This is a genomic window from Moraxella sp. DOX410, from assembly GCF_032248735.1.
Taxonomy (GTDB): Bacteria; Pseudomonadota; Gammaproteobacteria; order Pseudomonadales; family Moraxellaceae; genus Faucicola; species Faucicola tetraodonis.
In genome coordinates, this window is sequence record NZ_CP135138.1 from 637413 (window position 1) to 662229 (window position 24817).

A 24817-nucleotide genomic window follows, 5' to 3' on the forward strand; every position below is an offset into this window, starting at 1 on the left:
AAATATTAAACTTAAGTTTAGCGCCATCAGCCCTAGCCATCTTAAACATTAACCGCGCGGGTCAAATGCTCAGAAGTACGGCGAAGATTAAGGCTCAAGATAATCGCTAAGCCACGCAGCATCTCAACACCGATACGAGGATAATCTGACAAAAGTCGCTCAAAGTCAGCGCGGGACAAGGTGACAAGCGCACATAGGCTGGTGGCTTTAATGGTAGCGGAGCGAGTTAATAAATCTAACAGTGCCATTTCACCGGTACTTTCGCCCGCCCGAATTTCACCGACTTTAATTTCTGCCCCTGAAGGGCTGTATTTAATGACTGATAATTCACCAATCAGCAAAAACGCCATAAAATCGCCATGCTCGCCTTCCGTAAATAACACTTCTTGCGGACTCAACTGTTTAAAATGTAGTGAGTTTTCGACCACTTGAAACATATAAGGATCAAGACGGCTAAAGATTGGACTATTCTTTAAATATTCAAAAAGTGGATTATCCATTTTTCGCTTAAGGGTCGTTAGATATTATTTGCTATGATAGTCAATTTTTGACATTCGAGCAACGCAATATTCTGCCGAGTTATTTGCTGTGCATCCGCATCAAAGTCGGCAAAAATCACGCTCGGGGCTTGCTGTAATAGGGTTGTTTTATTGGTATTTTGCTCAGCATTTTTGTCAAGCTGTTGGTAACTATCTGACTTAGGCAGCCAGCTTGCTGCTTTGGCAGATAAAGGTAAATGCGCTAAATTGTTGGTGATATCAAAATCTCGGGTTACTGCATCGTTTGCTGCGTCGTTTGCTGCGTCGATTGCTGCGTCGATTGCTGCATTAATTTTTTGGGTCAAAACGCGCTCACCATCGCTGCTGATAAATTCGCTATGCCCCCAAGTGCTGCGTACTTTGCCAGGCGCTGAGGGATTGACGACATGGTCACCCGTCTGACCTGCGCCAATGACCATGCATTGGCTATCGAGCGCCCTTGCGGTGAGTAGCGCATGCCAATGTGCTTTCCCTGTTTGGTAGGTAAACGCCGAAGGCGCGGTGAGTATATCTGCACCTAGTTCGCGTAGTTTGACCGCAAGGGTGGGGAAACGAATATCAAAACATACCATCATGCCGACCTTGCCAAACTCGGTATCCGTCACAATGAGCTCATTACCGGCTTCGAAGGTTCTACCTTCATCATAATTGCCTGTGCTATCATTGACGGTGGCTTTGAACAAATGAATTTTGTCATAGCGCGCTAAGCAGTCGCCAGCAGGGTCAAATAATAGTGAGCTTTGCCGAAGTTTGCCGTCAGCCACAGGCGTACCGTCAGGTCGATACGGGCAGGGCAAGGTACCTGCCAGTAGATATACACCGTAGTGACGGGCAGCCTGTGCCGACCAATCTTTTAAGGCATCAAAATATTGACTGGCAAAGCCCTGTTTGCCAAAACAAAAAGCGTTTTCTGGCAAAATCACCATGCGGGTGCCGCGTTCACTGGCAATTTTAATGCCTACTTCAATAGATTGAAGATTTGCTAAGATATCGGTCTGGCTATTGAGTTCAACAATCGCAAATTTTGTCAGTTTTGTCATGGTTTGATTTCGTAAGCAAAAAATTTAGGAAAATTTGTGGGTGCTGCAGCTAAGTAAAGCTAAGCACAGTTAAGTTAAGTGCAGATAATTAATATACGGCTGAATGTCAAAAAATACTAGCATATCTTGTTGAAACAATACTAAACTAGCAACCTAGCAGAGCATAGACACACCATAGACACACCATCTAAACTAACCTCATTAGAGTAAGGCTTAAAAAAACGCGTTATGAAAATTGGTATTGGGGCAAAGCTAACGACCGGGATGACACTCACCCCGCAAATGCAGCAGGCAATTCGCTTGCTGCAATTATCGAGTCTTGAACTTGAACAAGAAGTGCAGCTTAAACTCGATAGCAACCCTATGCTTGAGCGTGAGGAAGAGTGGGAGACGTCTTATGACGACGCCGATAACCTACCCGATGGCGAAAACTATCCAGAACAAGACATGGATAAAGACTATGACTATGACTATGATGACTATCAAGTAGAAGGTGTTGAGTTGTCTGAAGTTGATTTGGATGACTATAACCGCCATGAAACTGAGGTGTTGGAAGATTATCTAGCGTCGGATGATTTTTATCCTGCTTCTGCTAGCCAAGATTATCCCCCGAACAGTGAACCCTCGGCAGTGCATGAGTATGCAAGTCATAGCCCAAGTGATAGTTACAGTGACAGTTATGGGGACAACAATAGTGACAGTTATGCAGACAGCGATTATCGCTATGATGAGGAATTTGGCTTAGACGGGATAGATAGTAGCGAGCATCTTAGCAGCCAGCAAATCGATATGCCGGTGGATGCACAGTGGGATGATATCTATAGCTATGAATCTGCGGCAGCCACTGGCATTGATAGCGAAGACAGTCAGGATGATTATAAGCTTGCCACGCAAGGAAATATTCAAGATTATGTGCGTTGGCAACTGAATTTAAGACGGCTCTCCACCATCGATATGCTGATGGCGGAGTATCTGATTGATAGCATGGACGAGCGCGGTTTTATCACGTTATCAAATGATGAGCTATTTCAAAGTTTTGATACCATGTTGTCATTTTATCAAGTTGAAAACGTGGACTTGGCGCTAGAAGACATTGAGCTTGTGGTTAAGCAAATACAAAACTGCGAGCCACTGGGCGTTGGTGCGAGAAATTTGGCAGAATGCTTGCTGATTCAGCTCAATAAATTGCCGAGTGATACCCCCTCTTGGCAAGCAGCCAAGCAAATTTTGATGCATTCAGAATTTTTTGCCAACAATAACATCAATGCCCTGCTTAAATCATCCAATCTTGACGTCTCTGAGATTCAGCCTGCGCTCGCCTTATTGCGCACATTAAACCCCAATCCTGCACTGTCTTATGAAAAATCACAACGTCAGCTAGATAATGGCATTGAAAGCTACGACATTCCTGATGTCATTGTGGTGCAGCGAGGGCAGCATTGGGAGGTCAGCTTAAATCCAGAAACCTTGCCAAAACTGCGTATTAACCAAGTGTATGCCAAACTTGTCAGTCGCAATGACAACAGCGAGCAAGGCGTCTATCTAAAAGAGCAGCTGTATGATGCGCGGCTGTTTATCCGTAGTATCGAAGAGCGTAATCAAAATCTCCTAAAAGTTGCAACCTGTATCGTCAAACGTCAGCAGGCTTTTTTTGAGCAAGGCGTCATGGCAATGCAGCCGATGGTACTTAAAGATGTGGCAGATGAAGTGGGCTTACATGAGTCAACCGTTTCTCGTATCACTACCAGCAAAACCATCGTTACCCCCAAAGGGCTATTTAGCCTGAAGTATTTCTTTTCCAGTCAAGTCAGTAGTGATGAGGGTGAGGGCGTTTCTTCGACCGCTATCAGCGCGATGATCAAGCAAATGATTGAGGCAGAAGACCCCAAAAAACCGCTATCTGATAGTAGTATTATGAAGCACCTGCAAGATAAAGGCATTGATATTGCCCGTCGTACCGTGACCAAATACCGAGAAGGTATGAACATCGGTTCTTCTACGCAGCGTAAAGTGCGGTTTTGACCGCAATGTTGTGATTAGAGGGTCAGTCAAAATCTTTTCTAGCTGAATTCTCAAATTTAACTAAGCCGTCAAATATAACTAAATTTTCAAATATAACTCAGCTTTTAAATTTAACTGAATTTTCAAATTTAACTCAACTCTTGAACTGTTAACAAATCTCTTGGTATTTTGCTAAACAGCAATGGTTGATGGCATGCCTACCTTTTTGCATAATGGATTCATAAGGGATAAACCTTTTACGCAGTAACATGGCTCTTTTAGCAACTTATCTTGGTACACAGGTATGCTTGAACACTATAATTTGATTTTACTTTTTTTAGGGTTGGCGTTTTTAATCGGGGCATTCTTTCCTATGCTACCGCGCAAGCTTTCGATATCCCTACCTATGATACAAATTACCTTTGGCGCACTGCTAGGGTATTTTTTTATGGGGCTGCCTAGAATTAATCCGCTTAATTATGGCGTTCCTATCGAGAAAGTTACAGAAGTGGTGGTGCTGATTTCGTTGGTTGGTTGTGGTATCAAACTCGATAGTCCGCTCAATTGGAAAACGTGGCAACCGACCTTAAGGCTGTTGGTGATTGTGATGCCAGTTGGTATCGCCGCGATGGCATTGATGGGACATTACATTTTTGGACTCAGTATGGCGGCGGCTATTTTGCTCGGTGCGGTGCTAGCGCCAACCGACCCTGTATTAGCGGCAAGCATCCAAGTCGGTCCACCCAATTCCGAACGACAAGAAGATGTGACCCGATTTACTCTCACCTCTGAGGCAGGTCTCAATGATGGACTGGCATTTCCGTTTGTCTATTTAGCGATAGCCATTGCTACCGCTGCGTCTCTCAATCAAGGTTTTGGTGCAGAAGATTGGCTGCATTGGTTGGGCTATGATGTGTTATGGCGAATCATTGCAGGGGTGGCGGCGGGTTACTGTGTCGGTAAGTTTTTGGCAAATTGGCTATTTACCAAGGCATACCCTGATAAAGTCGAGCAAAGTTATATGGTATTAGCTTTGATGTTACTGGCTTATAGCATCACAGAGTTTGTGCATGGTTATGGTTTTATTGCGGTATTTGTCGCCGCGTTAACCCTTCGGCGCTCAGAATGTGAACATGAATATCATGAAGGCTTGCATGATTTTGCTGAACAAATTGAAGGTTTGCTGATGTCGCTCGTGATGGTATTTTTGGGACTATTGGTGGGTCAAGCGTTAGCGAGTGATGTTACCCTTAGCTGGCAAGTGTATGTGGTATGTTTGGCGTTTATATTTTTGATACGTCCCATTGTGGGTTATTTTAGTCTAGGTAAACTGGGGATGAGTCGCAATGAACGCTGGGTAACGGCAGGACTAGGAATTCGCGGGATTGGTACATTGTATTATATTGCTTATGCGATGAATAAAGGCGTATTTACCAGTGATGAAGCGCTAAAAATTTGGGTGATTTGTGTGGTAATGATTGCGATGTCGGTTTTTTTACATGGGCTAACCGCCAACCGTTTATTAGCCATGACCAAAAATTAGTGCAACGCAAAAATAAAAAAGCGGGTAAGTTACCCGCTTTTTTTACGCTGATATGATTAGCCACCACCCACCGCTTGCACCACTTCGATGTTCATACCATCTTGCAAGGTGACATTTGCCAATTCGCTTTTTGGAATCAATTCACCATTGATTTCAACAGCAAAACGACCCTGGGTTTGCCCCATTTCATCCAATAGTAGTAAGAGATTTTGGTGTAACGTTTGTTTGATGTCACCATTTAAAGTCACTTGTGGCATTATTATGTTTCCTATTTTGTTACGCTTCCTGTTATGGTTAAATGTGGTTAAACTGATGAAGTGTGCTTAGCAACACTGATAGCAAGCCAAATCCATGCGATAATAAACAGCGTGCCGCCAATCGGGGTAATTGCCCCGAGCCAACGTGGCATCCCCAAAGCCATCAAATATAGTGAACCTGTAAAAAGCGCAATACCCAGTTGCATCACCCACGCGATAGTAGGCGATGTGAGGTTTATACGCAATAACATACCAACCATCAACAACCCAAGCGCGTGATAAAAAAAGTATTGTGTACCCGTCTGCCACCAAGCCATTTGCTCGGCTGACAAACGCGGTTTAAGACCATGTGCGGCAAACGCCCCACAGGCGACCGCCACTGCCATATTTATCGCACCAACACTTAACCAGTTCATGACGTTTAATCCAACTGCAAATGGGTATTGGCTAGCATGGCTTCTTTAATTTTATCCATGGCATTTTTTTCAATTTGGCGAACCCGTTCCGCTGATATATTGTACTCTGCCGCCAACTCGTGCAAGGTCGCTTTTTGCTCATTAAGCCAGCGCTGCTGTACGATATCCCGCGAACGATCGTCTAAGTCTTCCATCGCCTCCATCAAGGCTGAATTGTTATTTTCTTCCCAATCAGCATCTTCTACCATATCGGCTGGGTCAGCCGCATCTTCTAAAAAATACTGCGGTGCATAGCGACCTTCGTCTTCATCATCACTTTGTGCTTCAAACGATGCATCATACGAAGTCAGACGGCTTTCCATCTCTAACACTTGTTTGACGGTAACATTTAAGTCTTTGGCAATCGCTTCGGCTTCTTCGAGCGTTAACTGGTTGTTGGTTTTTTTCAGTGAGCGCAAGTTAAAAAACAGCTTGCGGTGCGCTTTGGTGGTCGCGACTTTGACGATACGCCAGTTGCGAATCACAAACTCATGGATTTCAGCTTTGATCCAATGTACGGCAAAAGACACCAAACGCACGCCTTTGTTTGGGTCAAAACGTTTCACCGCTTTCATCAAGCCGACATTGCCTTCTTGAATCAAGTCGCCTTGTGGCAAGCCATAGCCAGAGTAACTGCGCGCAATGTGAATCACAAATCGCAGATGCGACATAACCAGTAGCCGGGCTGCTTCTACATCCCCTTCGTCAGTATAGCGATGCGCAAGCTCCTGTTCTTGCTCTGCTGTCAAAATAGGAATTTGATGGACCGCGTTGATATACGCGCCTAAATTCACCCCAGGCGCAGATAACGCAGTCGGCATGGTAGGAATAAGGGCATTGGTCATGGCTTTCTTTTGACGGGGCCGCGATGCAGCTTTTCTTGGTTTTTCAGCAAACTCATCGTCATAGTCGTCATCAGCCTCGTCCACCAACTCGTCATAGTCATCATAACTATCAGGGATCTGGGCCAGGTCAATATCGTCGTCACCTAAGCTATCAAAGTCTGGCTCGTCAAATTCATCGCGTTCGTCATCGTCGATGTCATCAAAGGCAGCGTGTGGGTCGCCACCCAGCTTAGCGTCAAGCTTGGTCGATTTTTTTGCGTTGGCAGTCTTTTTTATTGTCGTTGTTTTGGTCTTTGTAGCCATGAAATAGCCTGTCAATTGTCCTTTAATTTCTGTTATTTAGTATGCCTTAAAGTCAGCTTTTTTGTAAGAGGCGTTTAGCAACTTTTGGTTATGATCGAGTGAAAGATTGTGTCTGTCGTATTTTCAGACGGTATGATTGATGTCTGCTGTACCAGTGTATATCCGGCATGCTGACAAAAAGCTGCGATGTCACGCTTGCTATTGGGGTCGGTTGCAGTCACATACACCGCATGACCCAACGCAGTCTTTTTTAGTGCCATTTTAAGTTTAAGTAGAGGCATCGGGCAGGCGAGTCCTTTGCCATCCACATAATGCTCAATTTGAGCATCGATGTTGGGATTGTTATGTGCGTCTGACTGAAACAATCCCCAATCTTGGCAAAAGGCGTCATCCGATAGTAAGGCAGGATTTAGCGTAATCTGAGAAGAATCCGTCATGGTAATAAAATTGCTACTCGAAAATTCAAAGTGTGTTAGATGGTTATTATAGGCTAAATTACAAGTGTAGACGATTGAGATAAATCAAAGTTAGCATTATATTTTTGAAAATTTAACCTTTATGCTGTACTTAGTAGTCGGTAGATTGCAGCAAGATATCATTACAAAATTTGGCTTTTTAAAGCTGCTGAAATTTGTATATTGAGCAGTATTATTTAGCATTTATCTTTTTTTAAACACCATTTTTTTAAACATCATTCTAAGCTAATTCGCTGTCAAAGGTCGCGCATGCCCATCAATCCACTTGCTAGTTATTTATCTGCTAGTTATTTATTTAGAAAAACGTCCGTAGTAGCTGTATTAAGTACCCTATCAGCGAGCGTGCTTGCTGTTGATAACTTTTCCTATCAAAGTGTGCCCGCTTTTAATCTAGTCATGATTGCAAGTGCTGAGCCTACCCAAGTCAATAGCCAATTAGCCTCTATGGACAATGGACAAGCGCTCATCGATACCGAGCAAAATCGTCAAGTCGGTGAGTGGGCGTTTCGACAAATCAACGGCAATGCAGCGCTGATAAAAGACCCTTGGTTGCAGCAATCGCTTGAACAAATTGTGTGGCAAATCAATGCGGTGGCAGGTCTCAACGCACCCATGGGGCTGGTGATTATCAATGACAAGCAAATCAATGCCTTTGCAGTACCGTCTGGGCTTATCGGCATCAATGTCGGTTTGTTGGATAAAGCTAAAAGTCTGGATGAAATAGTGAGCGTCGTCGCGCATGAGATTGCTCATGTCAGCCAGCGCCATTATCAACATCGCAATGATGAAAAAACCAAACAGCTACTGATGCAGGCAGGCGGTCTTTTGGCGGGCGTCGCAGCATCCAAAGTCGGGGATGGTGATGCCGCTGCCGCTGTCATGCTAGGCTCTCAGGCGATGTCTGCCAACGCTGCTGCTTCCTATAGCCGCGGTCAAGAGCGAGAAGCCGACCGTATTGGCATGCAAATCATGAACCAAGCGGGCTATGACGTCAATGCCATGCCCAGTTTCTTTGCCACCCTAGACCAACAAAACCCTGTCAAAAGTAACACCTTGATTCCCAGTTTTATTTTAAGCCATCCGCTCACCGCAGATAGAATCAGTGAAGCAAGGGCGCGAGTCGCAACTTACAAGCGTGATAGCCAAGCTAATATGGCATCAAACCGTTATCAATCTATTCAACAGCAGCGTGCGCAACTATTTGAACAAATCCAGTGGCGTGCTCGCTACTATGGCTATCTAGTCAACAAAGCCGATTTGGAACAAGGGGCGAAAACCAGTGAAGGTGCCAAGCTTGCGCTGATTAATTATTATCTTGATAACGGACAACCCAAAGCGGCACAAAGCTTAATGCAGGATTTTGACAAGGACATCAATACGCTCGCCAATCCGCTGGCAGTCGTGACATTTAGTCAGTTAGCGGCGCAGCAAGGCAATGTTGATGTGGCAATCGCTAAATTGCAGCAACTCGCCTCTGTGTATCCTGAGCGCACAGATGTGCCACGCTATCTGAGTGATATTTATTTAAAATATCGTCCTACTGCAGAAAGTGGTCAACAAGTATTAGCGCTGCTTCAACCCTTATCCAAGCAAAATCCCCGTGATGTCATGCTGTGGGATCGATTGCAGCAAGCCAGTCAACTACTTGCAAAACATCGTAGCGGCGATGAGCAACTGATTCATCGCATTAATACATTACGCTATCGCGCGTATGGCGAGTTATGGCGCAATGAGCTAAAAGACGCGGTGACATCACTCACCCAAGCCAAATCGTTAGCAAAGCAGCTACCTAGTAACCAATCTTTGCTGGCACTGCTGAATCAGCAAATCAACCAAGTACAAGACGCCAATCAGTTTAAACCATCTTAACAATTAGACGGCTAACGTAGGTTCATTATCCGTTGGCTCATCCTGCGCGGGTAGCGCCAACCAACTGGCAAGTTTCAGTGACAGTTCTTCGAGCCCAATTCTATCTTGGGCAGAAAATAATTGAATACTAAACGGCAATTTTAATTTATTAAGCTGATTGCGGGTTTGCTGTAGCGTGTTTTTGGCGGCACCATATTTGAGCTTATCGGCTTTGGTTAATAGCACATGAACCTCAAGCTCACCGTCTTTTGCCCAGTGTAGCATTTGCTCATCAAAGAATTTTAATGGATGGCGAATGTCGGTGAGCAGCACTAAACCGGCGAGACTTTTACGCGAAATTAGGTATTTTTCAAGCTCTGACTGCCATTCTTTTTTCATCGCCTCGGGCACGGCGGCATAGCCATACCCTGGCAAATCCACCAACCGCTGATCCAAATTGCCCATATTAAAAAAGTTAATCATTTGGGTGCGACCTGGGGTTTTGGAGGAGCGGGCTAACTGGCGCTGCTGGGTCAATGCATTAATGCAAGAGGACTTACCAGCATTTGAGCGGCCAGCAAAAGCAACTTCGCGACCCGTATCGGCAGGACACAGTTTGAAGGTAGGGGCAGACAGCATAAATTGGGTTTGATGCAACCAGCGTTTTGCCGCATCACTATCGTCAGTAATCGCAGTCGGCGCAAGGGTGTTAGTAAAATCCATCATCAGCACATAATCTTAATGTTAAAGCGCTATTGTATCAGCAAATACCCATAACCCAAAATTTTGAGCACTTGCTACCGCTGTTTTGTGAGATATTTTTTGTAGTGAAACCCGCTTGCCAACCTGCAAATGACTTTTACATGATTATCGAGTTATGGCATAATAATCAGCCATATCAATTATTCGATTATGGTTTTAATTATCACTATCACTGTAATCGACAAAACCCTCGGTGTTTTAAAATCATTTAGCTAACTTAAATGCCGTATTAGCCATATGATTAGCGTTCATTAATAGGGTAGCCTACAAATTTTGCAGACAAGCGCATGGTTGTCTTGCTATAATATTGTAACTTAGTAGATACATTCACCAGTGTTAAAGCAATAAATATATATGATGATAACTGGGTGTTGCTTTGATATTGTAAGTAATGCCTTTGTCGCTAGCTCATTGTGAGTCATAACCAACACGCTTTAGTAGGAATTGTTACCGATGAAAAAAATACTCACTGCCGCAAGCCTTTTAATTGCCAGCGTAAGCGGTTCTGCAGCTGTTACCGTACCAAAATATGACATAGCCAAAGGTAAGGTTATTGCTGAATCAGTTTGTGGTGCTTGTCATGGCGTCAATGGTGTTAGTAGTGTTCCTGCACAGCCTAACCTTGGCGGACAAAACGTTAAGTATCTCTATAAACAGCTAACCGAATTCAAATCAGGCGCGCGTGTCAATCCTATTATGTCAGCGCAAGTGGCAAAATTAAATGACCAAGACCTGGCGAATGTGGCAGGTTATTATGCAAGCCAACCACGTTGGGGGGTAGGTTATGCCAATCCTGCTTACGCTCCCGTGGCACAAAAATTGTATTATGGTGGTAATAGCACGCGCGGTGTGATTCCTTGTGCCGGCTGTCATGGTGGTAAAGCCAATGGTAACGATTTAGCCGCTTTCCCACGTATTGGGGGTCAGCATTCAGCCTATATCGCGACCCAATTAAAACTGTTCCGTGCGGCAGGTCGTGAAGACGATGTAACCGACCCATCACAAACGCGCATGAATGATGCAGCTAAAAAAGGCGATAAAGGCATGATGCAAATCGTGGCATCAAAATTATCAGATAATGATATTAAAGTATTATCTGACTATATCAGCGGTCTACACTAGTATTTAGCGGTATATCATTTAGCCAAGCTTAGCGCTTGGCTTTTTTATTGCCTAAAATGACCTAAAAGAATCGTAAATTCAAGTGGTAAATAAAATTTTGGCAAAAGGTCAGGCATAAAAAACAGGTATAAAAAAAGAGCCACCGAAGTGACTCTTTTGTATGCTTATTAACGATTAGTCGTTAACTTTAGCAACAACACCCGCACCTACAGTACGGCCACCTTCACGGATTGCAAAGCGTAAGCCTTGGTCCATTGCGATAGGGTGGATTAGCTCTACGTTCATTTCAACGTTATCGCCAGGCATTACCATTTCTGTACCTTCTGGTAATTGGATTGCGCCAGTTACGTCAGTGGTACGGAAGTAGAATTGTGGACGGTAACCATTTAGGAATGGGGTGTGACGACCACCTTCTTCTTTTGATAGTACGTATACTTCTGCGTCAAATTTGGTGTGTGGTTTGATTGAACCTGGTTTAGCCAATACTTGACCACGTTGTACGTCTTCACGTTTGGTACCACGTAGTAGTACACCACAGTTCTCGCCTGCACGACCTTCGTCTAGTAGTTTACGGAACATTTCAACGCCAGTACAGGTGGTTTTTGCGGTTGGTTTGATACCAACGATTTCAATTTCTTCACCAACTTTGATGACGCCTGATTCTACACGACCTGTTACGACTGTACCACGACCAGAGATTGAGAATACGTCTTCGATTGGCATCAAGAATGGTTTGTCAATCGCACGTTCTGGTTCTGGGATGTAGCTGTCTAGGGTGTCAAGTAGTTCTAGTACGGCTGGTTCACCGTATTTGCCTTCGCCGCCGTTTAGGGCTTCTAGGGCAGAACCTTTGATGATTGGGGTGTCATCACCAGGGAAGTCGTAGCTTGATAGTAGTTCACGTACTTCCATTTCTACGAGTTCTAGTAGTTCTTCGTCATCAACCATGTCACATTTGTTCATGAATACCATGATGTATGGTACACCTACTTGGCGTGATAGTAGGATGTGTTCACGTGTTTGTGGCATTGGACCGTCAGTGGCTGATACAACTAGGATAGCGCCGTCCATCTGTGCAGCACCGGTGATCATGTTTTTAACATAGTCAGCATGGCCAGGACAGTCTACGTGTGCGTAGTGACGTGCTTGGGTGTCATATTCAATGTGTGAGGTGTTGATGGTGATACCACGGGCTTTTTCTTCAGGGGCTGAGTCAATTGACGCGTAGTCTTTGGCTTCACCACCGTTGTGTTTTGCTGCTACGGTCGCAATCGCAGCTGTTAGGGTTGTTTTACCATGGTCAACGTGTCCAATGGTGCCTACGTTAACGTGTGGTTTAGTACGTTCAAACTTGGCCTTTGCCATAATTTAATCCTCTTTTGTTAATATTAACCTAATGCTATTAGGTCATTTACTTTATTATCAACGCTTATAGGTTATGAAAATTTGACCCATTAAATTTAACAGATCAAATTAGCTAACTTATAATTTTTTTTAGTGTCGAATAGGATAGAAGAATTTGACTGGTTTTAACAATCAAATTGCCCATCAAACTTATTCGTCATCATCTTTATGAGTGAATTTTTTGATGATTTCATCAGCAACGTTACGTGGTGTCTCAGCGTATTTTGCAAACTCCATTGAGTAGGTTGCACGACCTTGAGACATTGAACGTAATTGGGTTGCATAACCAAACATCTCAGCTAGTGGTACTTCAGCACGGATTTGTTTAACGCCGCCAAACATGTCATCCATACCTTGCACCATACCACGGCGACGGTTTAAGTCACCCATGATATCACCCATGTAGTCTTCAGGTGTTTCAACTTCTACTTTCATGACTGGCTCAAGTAGAACAGGGTTTGCATTCATAAAGCCTTTACGAAATGCCATAGAACCTGCCATTTTGAACGACAACTCATCTGAGTCAACGTCATGGTACGAACCATCATACAGTGTTGCTTTAATACCAACGACTGGATAACCTGCAAGAACACCATTTTTCATACGTTCTTGAATACCTTTGTCTACCGCACCAAAGTACTCTTTTGGTACCACACCACCAACCACTTCTTCAGCAAATTCATATTCTTTGCCGTCAGCAGTATCAAGTGGCTCAAGACGTAACCATACGTGACCGAATTTACCACGACCACCAGTTTGGCGTACGAATTTACCTTCTTGTTCAACGGTAGTGCGAATCGTTTCACGGTAAGCTACTTGTGGTGCACCCACGTTGGCTTCAACGCTAAACTCACGTTTCATACGGTCAACAAGAATTTCTAAGTGAAGCTCACCCATACCGCTGATGATAGTCTGACCAGATTCTTCATCGGTGTGAACACGGAATGAAGGGTCTTCTTTTGCCAAACGGTTAAGCGCGATTGACATTTTTTCTTGGTCAGCTTTGGTTTTTGGTTCCACTGCCAATGAAATAACAGGATCTGGGAATTCCATGCGCTCAAGCGTAATGATATTGTTTTCGTCACATAGGGTATCACCTGTGGTTACATCTTTTAGACCTACAAATGCAACGATGTCACCTGCGCGAACTTCATCCACTTCTTTTTGTGAGTTAGCGTGCATCTCAACGATACGGCCAATACGTTCACGTTTCATTTTCACTGGGTTATAAACAGAATCACCTTGTTTAGCAACACCTGAATAAACACGTACGAAAGTTAAGTTACCCACGTATTTGTCATTCATAATTTTGAACGCAAGACCAGCAAATGGTGCATCATCCGATGATTCACGAGTTGCTTCAGTTTCAGCTTTGTCATCTAACACACCTTTGATCGCATCAACGTCATTTGGTGCTGGTAAGAATTCGATAACCGCGTCAAGCATACGTTGTACGCCTTTGTTTTTAAACGCAGTACCACAAAGCATTGGTTGAATTTCGCCCGCTAAGGTACGTGCACGTAAACCTGCTACGATATCTTCACGTGATAAATCACCTTCTTCTAGGTATTTATCCATCAACTCTTCTGAAGATTCAGCAGCTGCCTCAACCATGTTGTTGCGCCATTCATCGACGATATCAACCAAGTTAGCAGGAATTTCTGCATATTCAAATTTCATACCTTGAGAAGCGACATCCCAAATGATGGCTTTCATCTCTAGAAGGTCAACAACCCCTTCAAAGGTATCTTCTGCACCGATTGGCACAACCACAGGTACTGGGTTACCACCAAGACGTTGTTTTACTTGGTCAACAACGCGGAAAAAGTTTGCCCCTGTACGGTCCATTTTGTTTACGAACGCAAGACGCGGTACTTTATATTTGTTTGCTTGACGCCATACTGTTTCTGACTGAGGCTGTACACCACCAACCGCACAGTAAACCATACATGCACCGTCAAGTACACGCATTGAACGTTCTACTTCAATGGTGAAGTCAACGTGACCGGGGGTGTCAATGATGTTAATGCGATGCTCTGGGAATTGATGACCCATACCAGACCAGAAACAAGTCGTTGCCGCTGAGGTAATAGTAATACCACGCTCTTGCTCTTGTTCCATCCAGTCCATGGTTGCAGCACCTTCATGCACTTCACCTAGCTTATGGTTTTTACCTGTATAAAACAAAATACGTTCAGTTGTTGTCGTTTTACCCGCATCAATATGTGCAGAGATACCGATATTACGGTAGCGATTCAAGGGTGTTGTACGTGCCATAGTTAATTCCTAAGGACTAAAGATTAAAATTATTCCATTATCAATAAACAGTTATGTCTTAAAATGAATAATAATTAGTTTTAACGTTTGATTGAAAGATCGACAACCAACTAGATAAAAGAAAGCCTTACTCTTGACATAAGTGCTGTATGATAAGAGCTTGCCATGACAAACGCATGACAAGCTTCTTTTTCAATATGCAATATTGGGCTGAATTTGCAAACTTCAAGTCACCCAATATTATCTATTTTATTATAAGCTAATTGCTACCTAGGTGATAGCAATCAGTATCAATTAGAAACGATAGTGTGAGAACGCTTTGTTTGCGTCAGCCATACGGTGAACTTCGTCACGTTTTTTCAGTGCATTACCTTTGCCATCAGCTGCGTCTAGCAATTCACCTGCTAAACGTAAAGCCATAGATTTTTCAGAACGTTTTGCAGCCGCATCAACTAACCAACGCATTGCTAATGCAGTACGACGGGAGGGACGTACTTCCATAGGAACTTGGTAGGTAGCACCACCCACACGGCGAGCTTTCACTTCCACCATTGGGCGAACTCTTTCTAACGTATCTTCAAAAAACTGCACAGGATCGATGCCCGAGTTTTTTTCTAAAACACGGTCTAATGCACCGTATACGATTGATTCTGCAACTGATTTTTTACCGTCAACCATCACATGGTTGATGAATTTAGCAAGTGTTTTGCTACCAAATTTAGGATCTGGTAGGATTTCACGGGCAGCGATGACACGACGTCTAGGCATGATAATTTCCTTGTGTATTCAGGGTAGTCTGGTAGCTAAGCGGTTGCTTTTCACCAGCCTTACTGCATAGTATTGTAAAACTATAATCAACTATGCAAACAATGTTAAAAAATGGGGTAAAAAACGGCTAAAATTATGCTTTAGGACGTTTTGCGCCGTATTTTGAGCGACCTTGTTTACGATCTTTTACGCCTGCACAGTCAAGTGCGCCACGAACTGTATGGTAACGAACACCTGGTAAGTCTTTTACACGACCACCACGGATAAGTACAACACTGTGCTCTTGTAGGTTGTGACCTTCACCACCGATGTAGCTTGATACTTCAAAACCTGACGTCAAACGTACACGGCATACTTTACGCATCGCTGAGTTTGGTTTTTTTGGTGTAGTAGTGTATACACGGGTACACACGCCACGGCGTTGTGGGCAAGCTTTTAATGCTGGCACTTTTGATTTTTCAGTAATGGTATTGCGACCTTTACGAATTAATTGATTTGTAGTTGCCATAAGGCACTCTCTCCCGTTTGTTGTCAAAAAATCTCTAAAAACCGCTAATAAGCTATTTTTAGGACAGCGTATTATAGAGATTTTTGTTGGTTTAATCAACTAAAAAATCACCTAAATGATGCAGGTGATGATTGTTAGAAAATTTGAGAAAACTAGGGGAAGGCAAATTATCAAAAGCCGTGCTTATCAAGCACAGGGTATCAAACACACTGTGAATCACATCACAACAGACTAAAATAAAAAAGACCAAAACTAAAAGAACCAATGCGCTAACTTTAAAAACCTTAAGAAACTTATCGGTTAAAAGTCAACGCATTGGTTCTAGCTCAGTTATTATTTATTGTTATTATTCAATGATTCCAAAAAATTCAAACTTTAATGACGGTAATTTTAAATAATTGTAATTTTACATTTCTTATTTTTTTTATAATTTTTTTAAATTAACAACGTGATGTACTGACATTTTACTTCTATTTATTGGGGTTATTATCGTTATTGGTTATTAAGCTTGTCATCCGTTGTTAAATCTATTTTGCCAAATTTAAGCGGGTTGGTCTTTTTAGATTTGGTGAATAACGTTGATATTGATGGCTAAAAATGTGACGTTGCTAAAGGGTTGTGTAAAAGTTTGTGTTACATGACTTAAATTAAAGAACCCTATAGTAACAAGCCTTAAATTAGTCAGCACTAGCTATAGCCAATAAAAAAGGCAAAAGCCAAACAGCTAGCTTTTACCTTGGTATATTAATGCAAAATTATTCTTCAGTCATATGGGTCAACTTTGGCGCGGGGGCAAATACCGACATCGCAATTTCAATCACTTCATTGATAATAATATTGTTGTAAGCCGTACCCAAGCCAACCGCAGTGAGTGGAATGACTTTATGTAAAAAACCGAAATTAAACTGCTCAATGTTGATATTAAACTGCGTCGATAGTTCTTCTAGTTTGGTTAATATCCCCATCGCTGATTGGCTGTCTTCTTCGGCAAGTACTGCCGCTCTATACTCTTCAATTGACTGGTCGGTCATCGCTTCAAATATACCCAAACCTGCGAGCAAAGTTTGCTTCTCTTGCAATTTATTGAGATCCACTTTAGCTAAAATTTCATAAGCGATGGCGATACCTTGTTGTCCCGTCAACGGACGGTTATAAATTGCACTGATTTGGAAAATCGTCCGCAAACACACCGCCAACAACCACATTGTATCTACCAAAATACCGGGTAAACCCGCCAAGTTACTAAGTCCACCCAAGGTAGCTAAAGCACGGTTTTGATCGCCAATACTACGGGCTAGGGCTTGTCGTTCACTAGCAACCAAAGTGTCTTTAAAACGCGCATCACGCGCCAAATCAAAATTCGCCCAATTTTGCGACAGTTTGCCGACTTGGGAAAAAACCGCATCCGTTGCTTTATCAAAACTTGTCTTGGGGATTAGTGAGGTGGCCATTTTGGTATAGCTGCCAAATGGGGTTTTACCAAGTAGTTTTTTTGATAGTTTGGGAATATGCTCATGAAACGCGTTTTTATCATTTGATAACGCTTGTTGAAGGCTGTCAAAATCAATATCCGCTAAGGGTTTGGTTTGTATCGTATCTTTTGCGCTCAGTTGTGCTAATTTGTGACCTAGCGCTTCAAAGACACGGCGGCTAATAGAAGTAGAGGCTGACATGAGAGTTATCCTTAAGATTATGCTTTTTTATTGGAAAATACTGTCGTAGTAAAACAGCGTAAAGAAAGTGACCGCACTTTTCAACTTTAATGCGTAAAGAGACGTTACACAATGATATCTTTTGTCGATTTAGTTGAATGTTGTGCGTGTAGCTATATTGGATTAAGACAACATAACTAACCATAGTCGTGGTCTAAGAAATATTTTGTAACATTTTTGGGGAAAAACTAGGCAGGTGAAATCCAGCGGGGTAGAATAGCGTGATATTTATCATCAATTGATTAAACCAAAAGGAATGGTATATGCAGCGCGTTGTAATCACAGGGGCAGGACTTATCTCGTGTATTGGTAATGACTTAGCCACAGTCAGCGAGTCGCTACAGCAAGGCAAATCGGGCTTGGTATTCAATCCGATTTATCAAGAAAAAGGCTTTAAAGCCTGTGTCTCAGGTAGTATTGATGACGATAACCTAGATACCTCACATATCGATCGCAAACTTAAACGCTTTTTGTCAAAAGCCAGTTTATACGCCTATCTGAGTGCGCTACAAGCAATCGAGCAAGCAGGATTGTCATTAGCAGATATTGCTCATAACACTAATATCGGCGTGGTAGCAGGTTCGGGTGGGGCATCGAGTGCCGATGTGGCGGCAGCGGTCGATGCAATGCGCGAAAAAGGCTTGCGCGGTGTCGGCGCCATGGCAGTGCCAAAAACCATGGCAAGTACGGTATCAGCGAGTGTTGCAACGGGGCTAAAGATTGGCGGGGTTAGCTACTCTATTGCATCAGCTTGTGCGACCTCAACGCATTGTGTGGGTCATGCCATGGAGCTGATTCAATTGGGTAAGCAAGCCATCGTGATTGCAGGGGGCGGCGAGCAAGAAGACTGGACACAATCTTGTATGTTTGATGGTATGGGTGCGATGAGCACACAGTACAATGACAAGCCGCAACTCGCCAGTCGCCCTTACGATGCAGATCGAGACGGCTTTGTGATTGCAGGCGGTGGTGGTATGGTCGTGGTTGAGAGCCTAGAATCTGCTAAACAACGCGGTGCGACTATTTTGGCAGAGATTGTTGGCTATGGCGCAAGCTCTGATGGTGCGGATATGGTGGCACCCAGTGGCGTAGGTGCTATCAATTGTATGAAGCAAGCGCTTAAACAAGCAGGCTTAACCACGGTTGACTATATCAACACCCATGGCACCAGTACACCGATTGGCGATATTACTGAGCTTGAAGCGATTCGCCAGGTGTTTGGAAGTGAGTTGCCACCGATTAGCTCGACCAAATCAATGACAGGTCATAGCTTGGGTGCGGTAGGGGTGCAAGAATTGATTTATTGTTTATTGATGCTCAATCAAGGCTTTATTGCGCCCAATATCAATATTGAAACCTTGGATGAGAAAGCCACAGATTTTGATATCGTCCGTGAAACGCGTCAAGTCAATTTAAACACTATAATGACCAATAGCTTTGGCTTTGGTGGTACCAATGCAAGTTTAATCATCAAAAAGTTTGTTGAATAAATACTGATGGACCGTCATAATTGATAAAAATAGGCGATGACAGTTACCCGATTGTCATCGCTTTTTTGACGCTAAATATAATCATAAAGGTAAAGCATGTACCCAATGCCAAGTTTACAACATCTTGCGCCCTCTCAACTCATCACCCTGTTACAACAGTTTAATACGACCAATAATCATGCAATCTATCCGATTTGGCTCAATAACGAGGGTCAAAATGTCATCGGTTTATTGCCAAAAACAATTTTTGAAATACATTCTCAAAATCAGCTTACCCAAAAGCAACGTCAAAATTGCTCATTCGACGATTTTGTGTACTGTGATACCGTGATTAATACTGGTGCTGATACTGCCATTAATAGGGTAGGTAAAGGTGTTGATATTGGCGAATTAACGGCTGTGCTTGAGGCTTATCAACACCATCAGCTATCATCTAAGCAGTCTGCTATCCAACATACAGCTAATGTGGGCTACCAAGATGGCTTGATGGGATTTATTAGCTACGATTTATCAGCGCATCATTTAGCAAATGCAAACCACGTTCAAGCAAGTGCAACTCACGGGGAAGCCAGTTACTTAACGCCCAATCAGCCGCAGCTATTTTTGGGACATTATGATATTTATTTGACCTTTGAAAATAATCATTGGCAACTACATGCAACCACACAAGAAGCCATTGAGCAAATAGATGTGATTCAACATTGGCTAATGCAAACGTTAACCGTTGAAAATAAGCCTGTTGTTAACCCTATAATGCTGCAGCCAATTTGGCAAACCAGCGATTATGAACACGCCTTTTACAAAGTCCAAGACTACCTAACAGCAGGCGACTGCTACCAAATTAATCTTACCCAGTGCTGGCAAGGTGAGTTATCCAATCAGCAGTTGGTGGATTATTTGCCAAGCTTGCATCAATCGACTAACGCCCCGTTTGCAGGTTATCTTGGGTTAAAAAATTTTGAACTACTAAGCTGCTCACCTGAGCTATTTTTTACCTTTGCAAAAAATGCCCAAGGTGAAAATTGCATTATTACCAAACCGATAAAAGGCACACGCCCACGCGGGCAAAATGTAGCCACTGACCAAGACAATAAAAATGAACTTGCCAGTAGCGAAAAAGACATCGCCGAAAATGTCATGATTGTCGATTTGCTGCGCAATGATTTGGGCAAATATGCCAAGACTGGGACGGTAAAAGTCCCAAAACTGTTTGATATCGAAAGTTTTAGCAATGTGCACCATATGGTGAGTACCATCACCGCCACCCTCAAAGATGACATTAGCCCTTGGAGGGTATTGTTTGAAAGTCTGCCCGCTGGCTCGATTACCGGTACACCCAAAAAGCGCGCGGTAGAAATCATCAATGAATTGGAAGCCAAACCGCGCGGTGCTTACTGTGGCACGATGGGGTATCTCAATTTTGATGGCACAGGGCAATGGAATGTACTGATTCGTACGCTACAAGCTTCAGATAATAATGTCAGTCTGTGGGCAGGCGGCGGCATCACGATTGCGTCAGACTGTGATGCAGAGTACCAAGAATGTTTTGATAAAGTAGGAAACTTACTAAAAATATTGCACCAGTAAAGTTACAACAACCTGCCATCAAGTGCGGTATTGAGTTCGCCTGCACTAATGGGCACGCTTTCGCCCTCAAATGGATTAAACACTGGCTCGATATCATAAAAGGCGATATGGGTATCCACAATCGCCAATTTTTTGCGACCCAGTTGCTGGCTAAATGCCAATAACTGTGCTTGACGAGCGAAGCGATAAGTCACCACCTCGCCTGTTTCGATATTTTGGCATTTGATAAAAAACTGAATGCTAGGGTCACTCATGACGGTCAAACCAGATTTGTTAAGGTATCTAGTAAGCGTTGGTTTTGTTCTGCCGTACCGATGGTAATACGCAAATAACTGCTAATTTTTGGTTTGTTAAAATGACGAACAATCACCCCTTGCGCCCGCAGTTTCTCAAATACCTGTATGGTTTCTCCCATTGAAGCAGGTGGTTTGGCAAACACAAAGTTGGCTTGTGAAGGTAAGACAGTAAAGCCTAATTGGGTCAAAGCTTGAGTGACATCATGGCGTAGTGCGATGACTTTTTGGTTGCAGGCAACAAAATAGTCGTTATCTTGCAAGCTGGCAACTGCGCCTGCTTGGGCAAGGCGATCTAGGGGATAGCTGTTAAAACTATTTTTATAGCGATTTAATGCTTCAATGAGTGAGTGATTGGCAAACGCCATGCCGACACGCAGCCCTGCTAATGAGCGAGACTTTGAAAAGGTTTGGGTCACCACTAGGTTATCATATTTATCAATCAAACTGACGGCAGAGGCATTGGGTGTGTCTGCAAAATCGATATACGCTTCATCAATCACAATCACCGCATTGCGATGTTCTTGTAGAAGTTTTTCAATATCCGCCAGCGGCAAAAGCACCCCAGTTGGTGCATTGGGATTGGCAATAATAATACCACTACACGGGCGGCGATAGTCATCAACATCAATGCTAAAATCGGCTTTGAGCGCAATGGTCACCAAATCCACGTGGAAAGTATCGGCATACACAGGATAAAAACTGTAACTAATATCAGGGGTTAATACCGAACGGTCTTTGACAAAAAAACAAGCAAAAATATGCGCCAAAACTTCATCAGAACCATTACCGACAAAAATTTGATTGGGGGCTACCTGATAAACTTGTGCCATCACCGCACGGAGTTCATCGGATTCTGGGGCGGGGTAGCGCTTTAAATGATCGGCTTGATTGAGCAAAACTTGTGCGATGGCTTCAGCGACTTTGGGGGAGGGTGGAAAAGGGTTTTCATTGGTATTAAGCTTACACAGATTGTCATGCTTGGGCTGTTCACCCGGTGTATAGGGCGTTAGGTTGCGAATCAAGGTACTCCACAGTCGAGTGTTAATTTCGGGTGTTGCATCTGCGTTTGAAGTAAGCGTATCCACCATGACAAATCCTTACAAGATAATCAATGTGTTAAATCAATGTGGCCAGTCAATTTGCTAAGTCAATTTACCAAACCAATGCGCCAAAGGCTGGCACAAACAATACATAGTAGCATAAATTGGTTAAAAATTTATCTACCGCAGCCCACTAATATCATAAAATTTGGGCTCAACGGTTGAGCAAGACGGATAGACAGTGAATTTTTAGCCGTTATGTGAATAAACCGTGCGCTGGCTTGACGAATATGTTAAAAGATAACCTTTTAACTCAAGCCCGTTAAACTAAGCCCGTTAAAATAAGCTTATTAAATCATCCTTGATAATAAATTACCTAGTTAAAACTTTGGAAGATGTATGAAATTCTCAGCGTCGCAATCGAGCGAGTCGAATATTCACCCTGCTGCTAACGCGTCTCAGATGCCGGTAGCGACTGCCCCGACCAAGGCATTGATTGTCACGGTAGTCATTGCCATTTTACTGCTCGCTATCAATATGCGCGCGCCCATTATTGGGTTTGGTGCGGTGGCAAAGCTGGTTCAGCAAGATTTGGGGTTAACGACCAAAACCATTGGTTTGATTGGTACGATTCCTGTCATGGCATTTGCATCGAGTTCGTTTATTGCGCCTATGTTGTCACGGCGGATTGGCTTAGAAAACACCATGATTTTGGCAACCAGTTTGCTTGCCATCGGTATTTTTGTGCGAGTGGCGCATCCGCAATTAGGGTTTTTGCTAGCGGGCACGGTGCTGCTATCGTTGGCGATTTCACTCGGCAATGTATTAATCCCTGCCGTCATCAAGAAATACACTCCCAATCAAATTGGGCTTGTGATGGGAAGCTATTCGATGTTTTTGTCGGTGTTTGCTGGCTTTGCGTCAGGCATTGCGATGTGGCTTGTTAGCTTGTCCAACTGGCAATTTGCACTGGGGGTATGGGGCTGGGTCTCTGTGGCAGCGGTAGCAGCTTGGCTAATGGTTGCTCATTTGCGGTTACGGCAAAAAATTAGCAGCCATGATGCTCAAGTCATTAATCAAGCGGTTGCCGAAGTAGGACAACCAAGCCGAAAATCAGTCTGGAAAATCCCGATGGCGTGGTGGATTAGTGCGTTTATGGGTTTGCAATCACTACTTTATTATACGCTCGCCAGTTTTTTACCCTCGTTACTCATTGATAAAGGGCTGAGCAAAGCGCAAGCAGGCAACGTGGGCATGGTGTTTCAATTGGTGGCTTTTCCTTCGATTTTACTGTTGACCAAATGGGTCTCTAGTCAGTGGAATTTACGCACGTTAGCGTTGCTTGCCGCAGTGGGAAACTTGGTAGGCGTATTTGGTTTTGGGTTTCTGCCCCTGCAAGGCTGGGTATGGGTTTGGAGTATCGCATCAGGCTTTGGATGTGGGGTGATTTTTACCTTATGTATGATGATTTTTACCTTAAAATCAAAGGATAGTCAGCAAGCCGCTGAACTTTCAGGGATGGCACAAACCGTGGGTTATAGCATCGCCATAACTGGTCCTATTGTGACAGGTTGGCTTAAAGACTTGAGTTATACTTGGACGCTATCGATGGGGTTTTTAACGGTTTTGATGGCGATTAATTGTGTGTTTAGTTGGTTGGCAACGCAAAACAAAGCGATTGAATAGCGAGGGAAAACTCAGCATAACCTTGCACGTTTTACCCGGTGTTTTTATGTTAAAGGCTTGTGTATCTTTCAGCTAAATTGAGTAAAAAATCCTGTTTATTGCCAGCTTTTTATCTATACTGTGAGCGTCATTACCAATGCAATTAACGGCAACTAGCGGCAATAGTATTGGTAATGCTCTATTTTATCTTTAACAACTATATAGCCAATCTTGGTAGCCAATCATAAGATAACGTTGTCTAGTCAAGATTAGCCATCTTATAAAATTAGCCACAAAAAAAATCATCAGAGGAAAATAATATGTCAAACGATAAACGTATTTCAGACGCAATGGAACAAGCGCTAAACAAGCAAATGATGGAAGAAGCCACACAAGCACAGGCGTATATTGCGCTAGGCAGCTGGGCGGAAGTGAACAATTACCCAGGCATTGCAGATTTTTTCTACAAGCATTCGGCTGAAGAACGTAACCATATGTTCAAATTTTTGGCCTATATCAATGAGCGTGGTGGCGAAGCTAAAATTGAAGCGATTCCTGCACCGCGTGACAACCCTGTCAGTCTTGAAACCTGTATCGAAGACGTTTGGCAACATGAGTTAGAAAATTCAAAAAAAATCTATGCACTTGTGGACCAAGCGATGGCAGAGCGCGATTGGGCAACGTTTAATTTCTTACAATGGTTTGTCAAAGAACAAATCGAAGAAGAGGCGTTAATCAATAACCTACGTGATAAATTTGCCTTGGCATCAAAAGATAAGGCAGATAACCAAAACTTCTATGAGTTGGATAAAGACATGGCATCAGCCTCGCAAGAAGGTGATTTGCCACGGGAAAAATCGGTGGAATAATTTTTGCCTG

General features: G+C 43.3%; 22 protein-coding genes. 8 read left to right on the forward strand and 14 right to left on the reverse strand.

The window, feature by feature from the left end; genetic code table 11:
• Positions 1–41: 41 nt before the first annotated feature.
• On the reverse strand, positions 42–500 hold the full coding sequence (locus tag RNZ41_RS02945) for a cyclic nucleotide-binding domain-containing protein (RefSeq protein WP_095355929.1): 459 nt from the start codon (positions 498–500) through the stop codon (positions 42–44).
• Positions 501–517: 17 nt separating this feature from the next.
• Complete coding sequence (locus RNZ41_RS02950) at positions 518–1579, reverse strand: nitrilase-related carbon-nitrogen hydrolase (protein WP_314027538.1); 1062 nt, start codon at positions 1577–1579, stop codon at positions 518–520.
• Between the two features lie 228 nt (positions 1580–1807).
• On the opposite strand from RNZ41_RS02950, the gene rpoN reads away from it, so the two are divergent.
• Together rpoN and RNZ41_RS02960 are read left to right on the forward strand one after the other, a co-directional pair.
• Positions 1808–3601: an RNA polymerase factor sigma-54 gene (rpoN, locus tag RNZ41_RS02955; RefSeq protein ID WP_314027539.1), complete on the forward strand. Its 1794-nt coding sequence runs from the start codon at positions 1808–1810 to the stop codon at positions 3599–3601.
• A 283-nt stretch (positions 3602–3884) separates the two neighbouring features.
• Complete coding sequence (locus RNZ41_RS02960; protein WP_314027540.1) at positions 3885–5123, forward strand: cation:proton antiporter; 1239 nt, start codon at positions 3885–3887, stop codon at positions 5121–5123.
• 56 nt (positions 5124–5179) lie between these two features.
• Here the strand turns inward: RNZ41_RS02960 and thiS are convergent, their stop codons facing one another.
• The 4 genes from thiS to RNZ41_RS02980 form a co-directional block, all read right to left on the reverse strand.
• Entirely contained in the window at positions 5180–5380 is a 201-nt protein-coding gene (thiS, locus tag RNZ41_RS02965) for a sulfur carrier protein ThiS (RefSeq protein WP_050324764.1), read from the reverse strand.
• 47 nt (positions 5381–5427) lie between these two features.
• Entirely contained in the window at positions 5428–5796 is a 369-nt protein-coding gene (locus RNZ41_RS02970) for a DUF423 domain-containing protein (protein WP_314027541.1), read from the reverse strand.
• Between the two features lie 5 nt (positions 5797–5801).
• The gene (rpoH, locus tag RNZ41_RS02975) at positions 5802–6983 is read right to left on the reverse strand and encodes an RNA polymerase sigma factor RpoH (protein WP_314027542.1); all 1182 of its coding nucleotides are present in this window, start codon (positions 6981–6983) and stop codon (positions 5802–5804) included.
• A gap of 74 nt (positions 6984–7057) precedes the next feature.
• Positions 7058–7420 (reverse strand): sulfurtransferase TusA family protein, encoded by a 363-nt coding sequence (locus RNZ41_RS02980; RefSeq protein ID WP_314027543.1) that lies wholly within the window; start codon positions 7418–7420, stop codon positions 7058–7060.
• A 288-nt stretch (positions 7421–7708) separates the two neighbouring features.
• On the opposite strand from RNZ41_RS02980, the gene RNZ41_RS02985 reads away from it, so the two are divergent.
• Entirely contained in the window at positions 7709–9328 is a 1620-nt protein-coding gene (locus tag RNZ41_RS02985; RefSeq protein ID WP_314027544.1) for a M48 family metalloprotease, read from the forward strand.
• Positions 9329–9331: 3 nt separating this feature from the next.
• On the opposite strand, the gene yihA is transcribed toward RNZ41_RS02985, so the two are convergent.
• Positions 9332–10033 carry a ribosome biogenesis GTP-binding protein YihA/YsxC gene (yihA, locus tag RNZ41_RS02990; RefSeq protein ID WP_314027545.1) on the reverse strand — a complete coding sequence of 234 codons (702 nt, stop codon included), beginning with the start codon at positions 10031–10033 and terminating at the stop codon, positions 9332–9334.
• A gap of 489 nt (positions 10034–10522) precedes the next feature.
• On the opposite strand from yihA, the gene RNZ41_RS02995 reads away from it, so the two are divergent.
• Positions 10523–11191, forward strand: a complete 669-nt coding sequence (locus RNZ41_RS02995) for a c-type cytochrome (protein ID WP_314027546.1) — start codon at positions 10523–10525, stop codon at positions 11189–11191.
• A 174-nt stretch (positions 11192–11365) separates the two neighbouring features.
• On the opposite strand, the gene tuf is transcribed toward RNZ41_RS02995, so the two are convergent.
• The 5 genes from tuf to RNZ41_RS03020 all read right to left on the reverse strand — a co-directional run bounded on the left by tuf (position 11366) and on the right by RNZ41_RS03020 (position 17821).
• The gene (gene tuf / locus RNZ41_RS03000) at positions 11366–12556 is read right to left on the reverse strand and encodes an elongation factor Tu (RefSeq protein ID WP_007117403.1); all 1191 of its coding nucleotides are present in this window, start codon (positions 12554–12556) and stop codon (positions 11366–11368) included.
• Between the two features lie 189 nt (positions 12557–12745).
• On the reverse strand, positions 12746–14872 hold the full coding sequence (gene fusA / locus RNZ41_RS03005; protein ID WP_096489219.1) for an elongation factor G: 2127 nt from the start codon (positions 14870–14872) through the stop codon (positions 12746–12748).
• A 294-nt stretch (positions 14873–15166) separates the two neighbouring features.
• Complete coding sequence (rpsG, locus tag RNZ41_RS03010; protein ID WP_050325821.1) at positions 15167–15640, reverse strand: 30S ribosomal protein S7; 474 nt, start codon at positions 15638–15640, stop codon at positions 15167–15169.
• Between the two features lie 133 nt (positions 15641–15773).
• Entirely contained in the window at positions 15774–16148 is a 375-nt protein-coding gene (gene rpsL, locus RNZ41_RS03015) for a 30S ribosomal protein S12 (RefSeq protein ID WP_007116468.1), read from the reverse strand.
• Between the two features lie 755 nt (positions 16149–16903).
• A complete protein-coding gene (locus tag RNZ41_RS03020) occupies positions 16904–17821 on the reverse strand; it encodes an EcsC family protein (RefSeq protein ID WP_312116551.1) in 918 nt (305 codons plus the stop codon).
• Positions 17822–18123: 302 nt separating this feature from the next.
• Here RNZ41_RS03020 and RNZ41_RS03025 point away from each other — a divergent pair, with 302 nt between their 5' ends.
• Together RNZ41_RS03025 and RNZ41_RS03030 are read left to right on the forward strand one after the other, a co-directional pair.
• On the forward strand, positions 18124–19350 hold the full coding sequence (locus tag RNZ41_RS03025) for a beta-ketoacyl synthase N-terminal-like domain-containing protein (RefSeq protein WP_314027547.1): 1227 nt from the start codon (positions 18124–18126) through the stop codon (positions 19348–19350).
• Positions 19351–19455: 105 nt separating this feature from the next.
• A complete protein-coding gene (locus RNZ41_RS03030) occupies positions 19456–20937 on the forward strand; it encodes an anthranilate synthase component I family protein (protein WP_314027548.1) in 1482 nt (493 codons plus the stop codon).
• 2 nt (positions 20938–20939) lie between these two features.
• On the opposite strand, the gene RNZ41_RS03035 is transcribed toward RNZ41_RS03030, so the two are convergent.
• Positions 20940–21191 (reverse strand): hypothetical protein, encoded by a 252-nt coding sequence (locus RNZ41_RS03035; RefSeq protein ID WP_314027549.1) that lies wholly within the window; start codon positions 21189–21191, stop codon positions 20940–20942.
• 5 nt (positions 21192–21196) lie between these two features.
• Positions 21197–22321 carry a histidinol-phosphate transaminase gene (gene hisC / locus RNZ41_RS03040; RefSeq protein ID WP_314027550.1) on the reverse strand — a complete coding sequence of 375 codons (1125 nt, stop codon included), beginning with the start codon at positions 22319–22321 and terminating at the stop codon, positions 21197–21199.
• A gap of 351 nt (positions 22322–22672) precedes the next feature.
• On the opposite strand from hisC, the gene RNZ41_RS03045 reads away from it, so the two are divergent.
• Both RNZ41_RS03045 and RNZ41_RS03050 read left to right on the forward strand, forming a co-directional pair.
• Positions 22673–23959, forward strand: coding sequence for an MFS transporter (locus tag RNZ41_RS03045; RefSeq protein WP_314027551.1), 1287 nt, complete (start codon positions 22673–22675; stop codon positions 23957–23959).
• A gap of 299 nt (positions 23960–24258) precedes the next feature.
• Complete coding sequence (locus tag RNZ41_RS03050) at positions 24259–24807, forward strand: ferritin (protein WP_007116475.1); 549 nt, start codon at positions 24259–24261, stop codon at positions 24805–24807.
• Positions 24808–24817: the final 10 nt, after the last annotated feature.